The sequence below is a fragment of the uncultured Sphingomonas sp. genome (genome assembly GCF_946477935.1).
Classification (GTDB): domain Bacteria; phylum Pseudomonadota; class Alphaproteobacteria; order Sphingomonadales; family Sphingomonadaceae; genus Sphingomonas.
On the sequence record NZ_CAMLAC010000025.1, the window covers coordinates 15,431 to 28,184 of the forward strand.

Here is a 12,754-nt window from a genome sequence, read left to right on the forward strand (position 1 = left end):
GGTCACAAGCCCCCGAAACGTCGCTGGCGTCGGCCAAATGCCGCCACCGCCTCGCCAAGCGCTGCCTCGTCGAAGTCGGGCCAAAGCGTGTCGACGAACAGCAATTCGGCATAGGCCGCCTGCCACAACAGGAAGTTCGACAGGCGCTGTTCACCCGAAGTCCGGATGACCAGATCGAGCGGCGGCAGGCCATAGGTATCCAGTTCCGCCTCGATCGCGCCCGCGGTGATCGCCTCCGGCGCGATCTCGCCGGCCGCGGCGCGCGCTGCCAGTCGTTGTGCGGCCGCCACCAGTTCGGCCTGCGCGCCGTAGTTAAGCGCGATCACCAGGATCGGACCGGTGTTGGACGCGGTACGCGCCACCGCATCGTCGATCAAAGCGACCAGATCGGCAGAAAAACGCCGATAATCCCCGATGATGCGAAGGCGGACATTATCCGCAACCAGCTCGGCCAGGTCGTTCCGGATGAACAGGCGCAGAAGACCCATCAGGTCGCTGACCTCCGCCTCCGGCCGACGCCAGTTTTCCGACGAAAAGGCGTAAAGCGTCAGCGCCTCGATCCCCAGCGCACGCGCAGCGCGGGTAATGCGGCGCACCGTCTCCACCCCGGCCTTGTGCCCGGCGAAACGCGGCAACAGCCGTCGCTTCGCCCAGCGGCCGTTGCCGTCCATGATGATGGCGACATGCCGCGGCACCGCACCCGTATCGGGCACGGCGGCAAGCGATCCCAGGGCGACCTGCGCCGAGGCGGCCGGCGGGCTCACTTGCCCAGGATTTCCTTTTCCTTGGCGGCGGCCGCCGCATCGACGTCGGCAATCGTCGCGTCGGTCAGCTTCTGCACCTCCGTCTCATGCCGCTTGCGGTCATCCTCGCCGAACACGCCCTTCTTCTCGTCGGTCTTCAGGCTGTCCATGCCGTCGCGGCGCACGTTGCGCACCGCGATCCGCGCCTTTTCGGCATATTGCCCGGCCAGCTTGGCCAGCTCCTTGCGGCGCTCTTCGGTCAGGTCGGGGATCGGCAGGCGCAGCGTCTGACCATCGTTGATCGGATTGAGGCCCAGACCGGCCGAGCGGATCGCCTTCTCGACAGGACCGACGTTCGACTTGTCCCATACCTGTACCGACAACATGCGGGGTTCCGGTGCGGACACGGTCGCCACCTGGTTCAGCGGCATGTGGCTGCCATAGACCTCGACGGTGACGGGATCGAGCAGCGCGGTGGAGGCGCGGCCCGTGCGCAGGCCGCCCAGATCGTGCTTCAGCGATTCGACCGCGCCGGCCATGCGGCGCTCCAGGTCGGATTTTACGTAGGCGGGCATCGATTACTCCTGGTTCTGCACGATCGTCGAAACGCCGTCACCGGCCAGCACGGCACCGAAATTGCCATGCTCGCGGATGTTGAAGACGACGATCGGGATATTGTTGTCGCGGCACAGCGCAATGGCCGAAGCGTCCATGACCTTCAGATCGTCGGACAGCACACGCGAATAGCTGACGGTTTCGTAGCGCGTCGCGGTCGGCACCTTCTTGGGATCGGCATCGTACACGCCGTCCACGCTGGTCCCCTTGAACAGCGCGTCGCACTTCATCTCGGCTGCGCGCAGTGCGGCACCGGAATCGGTGGTGAAGAATGGCGAGCCGACGCCGGCGGCAAAGATCACCACCCGGCCCTTTTCCAGATGCCGCTCGGCACGGCGCCGGATGAAGGGTTCGCAGACGCTGGACATCGGGATGGCCGACTGCACGCGCGTATCGACGCCGATCTGTTCCAGCGCGTTCTGCACGGCCAGCGCGTTCATGACGGTGGCGAGCATGCCCATATAGTCGGCGGTCGCCCGCTCGATCCCCTTGGCCGCGGCGGACAAGCCACGAAAGATGTTCCCCCCGCCGACGACCACACACAACTCATAGCCCTGGTTGCGCACGTCAGCGATCTCGCCAGCGACGCGGGCAGTAATGACGGGGTCGATCGCTAGACCGCCCTCGCCCATCAGGACTTCGCCCGAGAGTTTCAACAGGATGCGTTTGAAGCGTGGTGCGGTCATCAGATCTCGGCAGCTGGTTGGGGGAGCGGCGCGGACCTTAGGCGCGGCGACGCGCCGGGGCAACCTCGGCGACGTGCAGGATCAATCGTGATTTTGTGCATGGGGCTATGGCGGGAGAATTCTAGGATCGAACAGAAAATCCTTCCATATCAATCGCGTTACAAATCCGCACCAAATTGACATTCATTTCACGGATAATCGTTTTTTTACGCTCTGTTGATAACGATTGCGGCCATGATGATGCGCCGTACCACCGCCATGCTCGAGCCGGCATCGGTCCGCCGATCGCTCTGGAGGGCGACGCGTGGCGCGGTGATGGTCGAGTTCGCAATGGTGGCACTTCCCTTCTTCGCCATCCTGCTCGCGGCACTGATGACCAGCCTCGTCTTCTTCGCACAGCAGACCTTGGAAAGCGTCACGGCACGATCGGGTCGGCTGCTGCTGACGGGGAACGACAAGGCGATCATCGCAAGCAAGACCGCGTTCAAGGCGCGCGTCTGCCAGGATCTTCCGACCTATCTGCGCTGCGAAAACCTGTTGCTGACCGCGGCCAAACCCGACGCGTTCTCGGCCGCGAATTTTGCGCAGCCCGCGATCCGCTTCGACGCCGGGGGGAAGCCGGTCGACGATCTGCCCTTTGCCGTTGGCGGTCCCGGCAAGATCACGGTTCTGCGAGTCCTGTATGTTTGGGACCTGCCGACCGTATCGCTGGGCTATGATATCTCCAATCTGCCGGGGGGACGTCGACTGCTGGTTGGTACGGCGATCGCGCGGGCGGAGTTGTACAAGTGAGGCCGCTGACGGCACTGGCGGAGGATCGGTGCGGCGTGGCGCTGATCGAGTTCGCGTTCACCTTTCCAATCCTGCTGCTGCTGTTCCTGGGTGGCTATCAGCTGGCCGATGCGGTGGCGTGCAAGCGCAAGGTGGGGTTGGCGGACCGTACGATCGTCGATCTGGCGAGCACGCCGAAGATGGTGACGGCGGCGGAGCTTGAGACGATCCTGGAATCCGCGAACGCGATGCTGGCGCCCTATCCCGGCGCGAACGCCAGCGTGCGGATATCGCAGGTAGCGGTGGACGCCCGGCGCCGGGTCAGCATCGTCTGGAGCCGCGGGTCGAACGTCGCCAGGCGCACCCGTGTCACCACCGCGGAGATCCCACGGCAGCTCAGGGTCGCGAACACTTATCTCGTCATGGGCGAGGTTACCTACGCCTATGATCCCGGCGTCGCCTATCGCTCGGTGGGCAAGCTGAACTTCTCCGACCGCTTCTTCATGAACCCCCGCAACTCCAACATGGTCGCTTGCAATGACTGTCGCTGACATGATCGCCGCCGCATCGCGCGGGGTTCGCCGGCTGCACGAGGATCGTCGGGGCAATGTGCTGATGCTGACCGCATTCGCGCTGCTGCCGATCACCTTCGCGACCGGCATGGGCATCGATTACAGCCGCGCCAAGCGCACCGAAAGCAAGCTGGACGCGGTCGCCGACGCGGCAAGCCTGGCGGCGGTCACGCAGGTCACGATGGAGCAGCCGATCGGTGCCGCCTGCGCTGCTGCGCGCAACACCTTCGTAACCCAGACAGGGGGACTGGACGGCCTGTCGCTCGACGTCAGCAAACCCGCGGGCTTGAAGATCGTCATCACCGACACCTATGCCACCGGCACGGCAGCCCCCTATACCTGCCCGACCAACCCGAATGCGAACGCTGCGGGCGAACGACCGCTCACCCGCAAGGCGGTGGTCAGCTATGCGGGCACGTCGGCCAACAGCTTCGCCGGCGTGCTCGGGGTGGCCACGCTTGCGGTGGCCGGCACCAGCACGTCGCAGACGATCAAGGCGCCCTATATGGACGTTTATCTCGCGCTCGACACGTCGCAATCCATGGGACTGGCCGCGTCGGACGAAGATGCCAGGAAATTGTGGCAAGTCACTTACGACATGAACAGTGACGTTCCCGGAAACAAACGCGGCTGTCAATTCGGTTGCCACGTAAAGGGGCTTCATCATGGCCAGTGGGAGAAATATTCCAACGAGGAATTGGCAAACAAGTTCGGCATCAAGCTGCGGGTGGATATCGAACGCATCGCCGCGCTGGACATGATCAACACGGCACAAACAAGTCAGGATAAGGACCGCTTCTATCGGTTCGGGGTCTATGAGTTCGGCACCGATTTGCGAAAGGTGCAGGCGCTGACCGATGACTTGGGCAGCGTGAACAGCACCGTGTCGAGATTGACGCTTGGCCCCAATGACGGAGCGGTCGGCTACGGCGATACCAATCTGGCCGCGGTGATGGATGGCATGGCTGCCCAGATACCTGAGAGCGGTGATGGCACCACGCAGGCGGACGCCCGCAAGTTCCTGTTCATCGTCACGGATGGCGTGCAGGACCTGTGCGGCGGCGGGCATTGCATGGCGCTGATGGACCCGGCCAAATGCGAGACGCTGAAGCGGGACAAGAAAGTGACGATCGGCATCGTCTATACCACCTATCTGCCGGTCAAGAAATTCCCGGCCGATGATAACAGCACTGAACTTGCCTTCGAATACAACTGGTTGATCGCTCCCCTGCCGCCGTCGCGGATCCGCCCCGCCCTGGAGCAATGCGCGTCGCCCGGATGGATGCTGGAAGCATCGGACGGGAACGGTATCCATGCCGCGATGCAAAAGCTGTTCACCCTCGCCACCCAGGCGCCGACGATCATCCACTGACGGAGACTACCCCGTGCCGCCCCCCGGACGGGCGGCACGGGGGTTTGGCCTTACCTTCCCAGCCAGCGGGTGACCGCGGGCTGCAACTGTGCGGCCGTGCCCTTGCGGACGCCGATCTGCGAGATGGCGCGGGTGGCGCCGCCACGCGAGCCCGAGGGCAGATACTGGTCCGCAAAGGCCGTGATCTTGCCCGGCATGGCCGGATCGCTGGAGCCGGCGCCAAGCCCGACGATGAAGCCCGAGCGCGTGCTTTCCTCCAGGAAGCTGTCGACCAGCGTACGGTTGGCGACCGCCCAGTCGAAGGCGAGATCGGGGTGCGTTCCCGCGATCGAGCGGAGCAACGCGGCGCGCTGCGGCGGCGTGAAGGTGTCGGTCTTCAGCACCGCCAGCGCACGTGCGGCGATGGCGGGATCATCGGCATAGCCGAGCAGCGTGACGTAGCGGTTCTTCGCGACAGGGCTGCGCTCCGCCTTGGCCAGCGCCAGGAGCTGGTCCCACTCCGCCGCGGTCGCGTTGCTGGCATAGGTGGACAGGATCGGGGCGCGGATGGCGGCGGGGATGGCGCCCGGATCGGTGCGCAGCGCCGTGACATAGGCGCGGGCGCGCGCCGCGACATCCGCGTCGCCGTCGCCACCCAACTGGCCGATCAACTGTTCGCGCAGGTTGCTGACCAGCGCCGATTCGCCCGGCTTCGCGTCCAGCCCGATGCGAGCCAGCACCGGCTTCAGCACCTGCGCGGTGCGCTGGCGCAAGGAAGCCTCCAGCGGCGTGCCGCGGTACAGTCGCTCCAGCGTGCCGAGCTTGCCCGCCACCGTCGCCCATTCCAGCGGATCTGCATCCGCGCCCACCTGCCCCATCACCGCGAACCAGCGCGACAGATCCTGATAGCCGCCCGCCGCCAGCGCGAAATCGTCGCCCAGCGTGCCGAGCCGGTCGTCCAGCGCCATCTTGCCATAATCGCGCACGATGGCGGCGTGACCCGCCTCGTCATACATCACGCGGGTATAGCTGCCCTTGCCACGGTTCAGCACCAGCGTGCCGCAACCGGGCACCTTGACCGGGGTCGCCGCGCTGCCGGTGACGGTGGCGCGCGCCTCGCCGCCGCCGATCGTCGCGACGCGAATCGGCACGTGCCAGACCTGCGGCACCTTCGATGCGGCATCAAGGCCGAAGCGGCCCTGGGTCAGCGAGGCGACCGTCGCCCCGCCCTCGCAGCGGCTGCCGGTCATGGTGACGAGCGGCACGCCGCCTTGCAGGGTGAAGTCGTTGGCGATGGTTTCGATCGGCTGGCCCGAGGCGGCGGCCAGTTCCGCCCAAAGCTGCTTGGTAACGGTGTTGCCGTACTTGTACTTGGCCATGTAGCGGCGAATGCCTTCGCGGAACGGCGCTTCGCCCAGCGTCGACTCCAGCATGCCGATCACCGACTGGCCCTTCAGATAGGTGATGCTGTCGAACGCCTCGCCGATCTGGTCCACCGTCTCCACCTTGCGGATGATCGGGTGGGTGGCGGAGGTGGCGTCGATCGCCATCGCGCTTTCCCGCGCGCCGACGACCTCGGCCGCCTGCGCCTTCCAGCTCGGGTTGAGATCGGCGGTGGCCTTGTTCTCCATCCACGAGGCGAAGCCCTCGTTCAGCCACAGATCGTCCCACCAGGCCATGGTGACGAGATCGCCGAACCACTGGTGCGCCATTTCATGCGCGACAACGGTGTGGATACGCTGCCGGTTGCTTTCGGTGGCGATCTTGGGATCGAACAGCAGCTCGGATTCGAAATAGAAGATCGCGCCCCAATTCTCCATCGCGCCGAAAAACTGGCTGGAGCCGGGGCCGGCGATCATGTCCATCTTGGGCAGCGGATAGCGCTGGCCGAAATAATTGTTGAAATAAGGCAGCAGCTTGGATGCCGCCCCCAACGCGTAATCGCCCTGATCGACCACGCCCTTGCGGCTGATGATGCCGATCTGCACCCCGTCCGAGGTCACGGTCTTGCGCTCGACATCGCCCATGCCGAGGAACAGCAGATAGCTCGACATCACCGGCGTCTCGCCGAATTTGTACAAGGTCGCGCCGTCCGCCGTTTTGGTGATCGTGGCGGGCATGTTGGAATAGGCGGTCTGCCCCGCAGGCGCGGTGGAGGACAGGCGGAACTTCGCCTTGAACGCGGGCTCGTCCCACATCGGCGCGAAGCGGCGGGCATCGGGCGCCTCGAACTGGGTCGCGAGCATCCGCGCCTGGCTGCCATCGGTGTTGGTATAGTCGATCGCGAACAGACCGGAGGCGGCGCGGTTGATCGTGCCGGTCCAGGCGAACCCAACGGTGTGGCGCCCTGCCTTTACCGCCTGCGGCAAGGTGAGCGTCAGCGTCTGCGCCGTGTTGTCGAGTGCATAGCGGATCGGCTTGCCGTCGAGCGTTGCGCGCGTGATCGCCAGATCGGCCGCGTTGAGGACGATGGTGCGCGTCGGCGTTTTCACGTCGACCGTCACCGTTTCCTCACCCGAGAAGGTCAGCTTCTGCGCATCAGGCCGCACCGTGATGTCGTACAGCACCGGCACAACCGTGCGCGGCAACTGCCCGGCGGCGAGCGCGGGGGTGGAAACGGTGAGGGCCAGAAGCGTGGCAACGGCGAGTTTCATGAACGGGGCCTCGTGATATGCTGTTACATCGGCGGTGTACGCTGTTGCGCGAACAAGGCAACATGAGGCTTGCGTACGATGGGGCGATTCGCGGCCCTGTGTGCTTCCCGGCGATGCGGATCGGCGACCATCGGCGCGGAAGTGGACACTACACCCCCACCCCTGTGTCCACTTACCCTTTTTGCAATCGTCCCGTCGTCCGAGTGGGCGGCAGGGTCGGGGTGCGTGCATGGAGGCCGGTCTAGCAAGTGCCCGTGCTGTAGGACAGCGGCGCGCTACTCCTGCCGCATACTGGACACGCTTGCCGTTTACGTTATCGTAAAGCGATGACCCTGCCCGTCCTGTTCGATCGCCTGCGCCTGCCCGTCATCGGCTCGCCGCTGTTCATCATTTCCGGTCCCGAGCTGGTGATCGCGCAGTGCAAGGCGGGGATCGTCGGCGCCTTTCCCGCGCTCAACGCGCGACCGGCGGCGATGCTGGACGAATGGCTGCACCGGATTACCGAGGAACTGGCCGCGCACAACCGGGACCATCCTGATCGGCCGGCGGCACCATTTGCCGTCAACCAGATCGTTCACCGGTCGAACGACCGGCTGGAGGCGGACCTGGAGACCTGCGCCAAATGGCAGGTGCCGATCGTCATCACGTCGCTCGGCGCGCGTGAGGATCTGAACCACGCGGTGCACGGCTGGGGCGGAATCACGCTGCACGACGTGATCGACGACCGCTTCGCGCGCAAGGCGGTGGAAAAGGGCGCGGACGGGCTGATCGCGGTGGCGGCGGGTGCGGGCGGCCATGCCGGGCGGCTGTCACCCTTCGCGCTGGTGCAGGAAATCCGGCAATGGTTCGATGGACCGCTGGCACTGTCGGGATCGATCGCGACCGGCGGCGCGATACTGGCCGCACAGGCGCTGGGGGCCGACTTCGCCTATATCGGCTCGTCCTTCATCGCCACGACGGAGGCCAATGCGATCGAGGGCTACAAGCAGGCGGTGGTCGAGGGGCGTGCGGCCGACATCGTCTATTCCAGCCTGTTCACCGGCGTGCACGGCAATTACCTGCGCGGATCGATCACCGCCGCCGGGCTCGACCCCGACGCGCTGCCCGAAGGCGATCTGAAGACGATGGATTTCGGCACCGGCAATGGCGCCAAGGCGAAGGCGTGGCGCGACATCTGGGGATCGGGCCAGGGGATCGGCGCGGTGGATGCGGTGGAGCCGGTGGCGGACCGGGTGGCGCGGCTGGAGCGCGAATATCGCGCCGCGCGGGTGCGGATCGGCCTCTAGATCTCCAACGCGACGAAGATCGCCCCGGTCTTTTCCTTGTCCAGCGCCACCTCGAACGCGTCGTTGATCGCGGCCAGCGGGAAACGGTGGGTGATGAGTTCCTGGGTGCGAAGCTTCCCGCGCGCGACCAGATCCAGCACCTCGGCCTGTTCGGGATAGATGTCGTGCACGGCGAAACTGGCGCTGGGGATGATTGCGATTTCCGACATCTGGATACGCTGCCATTCCAGCGCGATCTCCGTCTCGCCGCCGTCGAAGCCGCCGACCAGCACGACCTTGCCGCCGCGCCGCGCCAGCTTCGTCGCCAAGGGCAGCGTGGTCGGCATGGATGTGCCGCCGGCGCATTCGAACACCACGTCCGCACCGCGGCCATCGGTAAAGGCCATCAGCCGTTCGACCGGGTCTTCCTGCGCCGAATTGACCGCCACGTCCGCCCCCAGCGACCGCGCCACCGCCAGCGAATGCGCCACCGTATCGATGATCAGCACGTCGGCGCCGCTCGCCTTGGCCAGCATCGCCTGCCCCAGCCCGATTGGCCCGGCGCCGATGATGGCGACGCGCGCGTTGATCGTCAGCCCCGACAGATGCTGCGCGTGCAGGCATACCGCATAGGTATCGAGCAGCGCGGCATCGTCGAACCCGACATGGTCCGGCAGCGTGTAGAATTTGTGCTGCGGCCCGATGACGAATTCGGCATAGGCGCGCGACACGCTCGCCCGGCGGGTCGGATACAGGTCCGGACAGCGATTATACTGGCGTACCCGGCACCATTCGCAGTGGCCGCACCCCAGCACCGATTCGATCAACACCCGGTCGCCGACCGCCACATTGGTGACGTCGGCGCCGATCTCGACCACTTCGCCCGCCATCTCATGACCCATGATGCAGCAGCGCAGTTCGGGATCGGGCTTTTTCCAATGACGCAGGTCGGTACCGCAGATGCCGGCGACGCGCACCCGTGCCTTTACCCAGTCCGCGGCGGGCAGCGCGGGTTCCTCCACCTCGGCAATGCAGAAGCGCCCATCCTCGGTTTTCAGGGCGGCCTTCATGCGGCGGCGGGTGCTTGCCGTGTCACTGCTGTCTGCCGTCATCGATCGCCCTGCCCTTTGCCGTGGATGGCCGAGGTGGCGCGATTATCAAGTCACTGAAATAACATGATTTAATCGATGAGTGCAGCGGTCGCGCGCGGCAAACCGCCTGCCGCAGCGCTTAAAAGGCGGCGACCAGTCGATCCTGCAGCGAATGCGCCGGATTGGGCATGTCGTCAGCCGTGCGGTCGAGCCTGGCCACGCGCCGGTGCAGGTCGATGCTCGTCGCGACCAGCCCGCGTGCGCGCGGCGGCATCGTCGCCAGCATGTCGCCATCGGTGACGGGCGCATCCCCCAGCCGCCGGGTCGGTGCGCAGGCATCGGCCGGGCTCAGCTCACCCGCATCCACCGCGCGCTGGGTCAGCAGCCAGGCGATGACGTGCATCAACCGGGTGGTCAGCTTCAATGCCTCGCAGGAGAAGGCAACCCGCTGGATCGGGGCCAGACCGTCGCGATCGCCGCGCCCGCCCAGGTCGAAATAGCTGCGCGCTTCATCGGCCAGCAGCATCGCCTCGCTGTACAGCCCCTCGGTCAAGCGCCGGCGCAAATCGGGATCGGTCCGTCCATCCATGACGCTCCGGCTCGCACAATCACGGCACGCCGGACAGGGGCCGCGGCGATGCCGCCGTCCCGAAACGGAGCAGGCGGCCCTGCCCCTGTCTTTCAGAAAGGCGTCAGGCGATGATGTCGGGGATCAGGCGATCCTCGACCTGTGCGATCTCATCGCGCAGGCGCAATTTGCGCTTCTTCAGCCGGGCCATCTGCAACTGGTCGGGGACCGGCACCGACGCCAGCGCGCCGATCGCGGCATCCAGATCGCGATGCTCGACCCGCAGCATGTCCAGCCGCCCCCGCCATTCCGCATCGTCCACCGCATATCCCCCAGCAATCGCCGACGCCCCCTTACGATGGGATGCGCCGCGGCGCGAGCGGGCAGATGCAGGTCGTCGCGGCTTTCACCACCATTTGTCGATTTCCGACCAACAGGTCGGGACATTGCGATCGATCGGTGCTTTACTCCCTTTCCCCCAACGCGAATGCTCAGGAGGTTTACCGCCATGCAGTCAACGCATCATCAGGCCCTGGAGACGAAGCACGCGACGCTGGATCGTCGCATCCATGCAGAGACGCAGCGCCCGTTACCCGATGCGACCATTCTGGCCGACCTCAAGAAACAGAAGCTGCGACTGAAAGAGGAAATGAGCAGCCTGTAAGGCAGCCTGCCGGGTCTCGGACGCAATCGGCGTCCGGGGCCTTTTCCGCCGAGCGACACGGCATGCATCGCCGCCGGCCGCAATCATCCATCAGGGTTTCGCGGATTTCACCCGCACATTGGGAATCGACCGGGCATAGGTCGGCGTCGTCGTCCCGCCGGTTACCGGCTTGCGCGCCAGTTGCGGATCGATTCCGGTATCGAACGCCACGCCAACGCGTCCCTGCGTACACCACGCGATCTTGCCATGAACCTCGCCGATACCGCGCAGCACCAGCATGACCGGCGTACCCGGCTCAAGGATGCGGGGGAACTCGGCCATCAACCCGCCTTCGGACAGATTGCGCACGCGCACTTCATGACGTTGCCCGGCGACCTCGAACTGCGCCATCAGGAACAGACTGTCCCGTGGAGCGCGCCGCTCCGGGTCCGCCACTGCCTGGTTCGTGCTGCGATCGTCGCCGTTCATATATCCATTCCGCGCGGGCCCCTGACTTACACCGGGGACACTATCGGTTGCCCGCCCCCATCCCAAGGGGATATGACGCAACGGGTAAACGAAGCAATAACCCATTGCATCATCGGCGGTCCATCAGTCGTCGCGCGAGACCTTCTCGTTCCGCTCATGGCGCTCCTGCGCCTCGACCGTCATCGTCGCGATCGGCCGCGCCTCCAGCCGGCCCAGGCTGATCGGTTCGCCCGACACCTCGCAATAGCCATATTCCCCTTCGTCGATGCGGCGCAGTGCCGCCTCGATCTTGGAGATCAGCTTGCGCTGCCGGTCGCGGGTGCGCAGCTCGATCGACCAGTCGGTTTCGCTGGAGGCCCGGTCGGTCAGGTCCGATTCGCGCAGCGAGTCGAGCTGCAACTGCGACAGCGTGCCCAGCGAATCGCGCTGGATCGCTTCCTTCCACTGGTGCAGCTTGCGGCGGAAATAAGCCTGCTGACGCAGGCTCATGAACGGTTCGTCCGCCGAAGGGCGATAACCGTCGTCCAGGTCGTTCGCAGCCTCCGGGCCGCTGGAGTCGTTCACGCGATTAAACACCGTCGCCATACCACTCTCCCTCGGGCCCGTCGGCGCATCTAGCTACCGCGTCCTCAGGGCCGCCCCCCATGGTGGAAGCGCCTATAATCGCAGAAACCGGCCGCGGCAAGCGACCACGTTTCAGATGCTTACCAAATCGCGCAGCAATATTGCGGAAGTTCATGGACTGGTGCGCCGCAACATCAGCTTGCCCGGTCATGCCGGCATCAATGGTGCATCCAGGCGCCCGGAAATTTACCCGGAGCTTTGCGGAAAAATCGTGGTTTCACAGTCGCGCGGTCCCGTGAGTCCCGTTCCTGCACGGCCGCATCGACGCGATCGGCCTTGCACTTAAGTGTTTCTTGGGTTCTGTCGAAGTATCGGGCGCACAGCGTCAACAGGGTTGATCCCCGGCCGGTGCGGGCGGGTGATGTGAGAGGTAAGCGATGTCGGTCCGGATGGCCTTGGCGAAACTCAGCGCATGCGCGGCAGGCGGTGCCGTGATCGGCGGCGGCGCCGTGCATATCGCGGAAAGCCCGAAGCGGCCGGCCATCACCCAGCAGACCAAGATCAAAAAGGCCCCGCGCCGCCATTATGCGAAGGTCGGCGCCAAGGTCGGCAAGGTCCGCCGCGTGGTAACAAAGACCACGACCACGGCCTGTGCGCCGGCGGTGGTGACCGTCTCCACCCAGGCACCGCCCGTGCCGCTGCCCCTGCCCGCGGACCCGGTTCTGGCTGGCGGCGGCGGCTT

14 protein-coding genes and 1 pseudogene are annotated in these 12,754 nt (G+C 65.5%); 6 read left to right on the forward strand and 9 right to left on the reverse strand.

Annotated elements, in window-relative coordinates:
* Window positions 1-2: 2 nt before the first annotated feature.
* The 3 genes from Q0U08_RS04780 to pyrH are packed head-to-tail and all read right to left on the reverse strand — an operon-like array spanning window position 3 to window position 2,044.
* A complete protein-coding gene (locus Q0U08_RS04780) occupies window positions 3-731 on the reverse strand; it encodes an isoprenyl transferase (protein WP_298090087.1) in 729 nt (242 codons plus the stop codon).
* A 29-nt stretch (window positions 732-760) separates the two neighbouring features.
* Entirely contained in the window at window positions 761-1,318 is a 558-nt protein-coding gene (gene frr / locus Q0U08_RS04785) for a ribosome recycling factor (protein WP_112382407.1), read from the reverse strand.
* Window positions 1,319-1,321: 3 nt separating this feature from the next.
* Window positions 1,322-2,044 carry a UMP kinase gene (gene pyrH, locus Q0U08_RS04790; protein ID WP_174236598.1) on the reverse strand — a complete coding sequence of 241 codons (723 nt, stop codon included), beginning with the start codon at window positions 2,042-2,044 and terminating at the stop codon, window positions 1,322-1,324.
* 234 nt (window positions 2,045-2,278) lie between these two features.
* Here pyrH and Q0U08_RS04795 point away from each other — a divergent pair, with 234 nt between their 5' ends.
* From Q0U08_RS04795 to Q0U08_RS04805, 3 genes are read left to right on the forward strand one after another with little or no spacing between them, the layout of a single operon-like run.
* Entirely contained in the window at window positions 2,279-2,836 is a 558-nt protein-coding gene (locus tag Q0U08_RS04795; RefSeq protein ID WP_298090072.1) for a TadE/TadG family type IV pilus assembly protein, read from the forward strand.
* On the forward strand, window positions 2,833-3,366 hold the full coding sequence (locus Q0U08_RS04800; RefSeq protein WP_298090073.1) for a TadE/TadG family type IV pilus assembly protein: 534 nt from the start codon (window positions 2,833-2,835) through the stop codon (window positions 3,364-3,366). The genes Q0U08_RS04795 and Q0U08_RS04800 overlap by 4 nt, the downstream gene beginning before the upstream one ends.
* Entirely contained in the window at window positions 3,353-4,759 is a 1,407-nt protein-coding gene (locus Q0U08_RS04805) for a TadE/TadG family type IV pilus assembly protein (RefSeq protein ID WP_298090074.1), read from the forward strand. The genes Q0U08_RS04800 and Q0U08_RS04805 overlap by 14 nt, the downstream gene beginning before the upstream one ends.
* Window positions 4,760-4,809: 50 nt before the next feature.
* Here the strand turns inward: Q0U08_RS04805 and Q0U08_RS04810 are convergent, their stop codons facing one another.
* The gene (locus tag Q0U08_RS04810; protein WP_298090075.1) at window positions 4,810-7,392 is read right to left on the reverse strand and encodes a M1 family metallopeptidase; all 2,583 of its coding nucleotides are present in this window, start codon (window positions 7,390-7,392) and stop codon (window positions 4,810-4,812) included.
* A gap of 326 nt (window positions 7,393-7,718) precedes the next feature.
* Between Q0U08_RS04810 and Q0U08_RS04815 the strand changes: the two genes are divergently transcribed.
* Window positions 7,719-8,678 (forward strand): nitronate monooxygenase family protein, encoded by a 960-nt coding sequence (locus Q0U08_RS04815; protein WP_298090076.1) that lies wholly within the window; start codon window positions 7,719-7,721, stop codon window positions 8,676-8,678.
* Here the strand turns inward: Q0U08_RS04815 and Q0U08_RS04820 are convergent.
* The 3 genes from Q0U08_RS04820 to Q0U08_RS04830 form a co-directional block, all read right to left on the reverse strand.
* On the reverse strand, window positions 8,675-9,769 hold the full coding sequence (locus Q0U08_RS04820) for a zinc-binding dehydrogenase (RefSeq protein ID WP_298090077.1): 1,095 nt from the start codon (window positions 9,767-9,769) through the stop codon (window positions 8,675-8,677). The genes Q0U08_RS04815 and Q0U08_RS04820 overlap by 4 nt on opposite strands.
* 118 nt (window positions 9,770-9,887) lie before the next feature.
* Window positions 9,888-10,337, reverse strand: a complete 450-nt coding sequence (locus tag Q0U08_RS04825; RefSeq protein WP_298090078.1) for a DUF1465 family protein — start codon at window positions 10,335-10,337, stop codon at window positions 9,888-9,890.
* Window positions 10,338-10,440: 103 nt separating this feature from the next.
* Window positions 10,441-10,638, reverse strand: a complete 198-nt coding sequence (locus tag Q0U08_RS04830; RefSeq protein ID WP_298090079.1) for a DUF465 domain-containing protein — start codon at window positions 10,636-10,638, stop codon at window positions 10,441-10,443.
* A 186-nt stretch (window positions 10,639-10,824) separates the two neighbouring features.
* Here Q0U08_RS04830 and Q0U08_RS04835 point away from each other — a divergent pair, with 186 nt between their 5' ends.
* Window positions 10,825-10,980, forward strand: coding sequence for a YdcH family protein (locus tag Q0U08_RS04835; protein ID WP_112382651.1), 156 nt, complete (start codon window positions 10,825-10,827; stop codon window positions 10,978-10,980).
* A gap of 90 nt (window positions 10,981-11,070) precedes the next feature.
* Here the strand turns inward: Q0U08_RS04835 and Q0U08_RS04840 are convergent, their stop codons facing one another.
* Together Q0U08_RS04840 and dksA are read right to left on the reverse strand one after the other, a co-directional pair.
* Entirely contained in the window at window positions 11,071-11,448 is a 378-nt protein-coding gene (locus Q0U08_RS04840; RefSeq protein ID WP_298090081.1) for a PilZ domain-containing protein, read from the reverse strand.
* Window positions 11,449-11,571: 123 nt separating this feature from the next.
* The gene (gene dksA / locus Q0U08_RS04845) at window positions 11,572-12,033 is read right to left on the reverse strand and encodes an RNA polymerase-binding protein DksA (RefSeq protein WP_298090082.1); all 462 of its coding nucleotides are present in this window, start codon (window positions 12,031-12,033) and stop codon (window positions 11,572-11,574) included.
* A gap of 416 nt (window positions 12,034-12,449) precedes the next feature.
* Here dksA and Q0U08_RS04850 point away from each other — a divergent pair.
* Window positions 12,450-12,754, forward strand: a pseudogene (locus Q0U08_RS04850) (hypothetical protein); the annotation flags it as partial.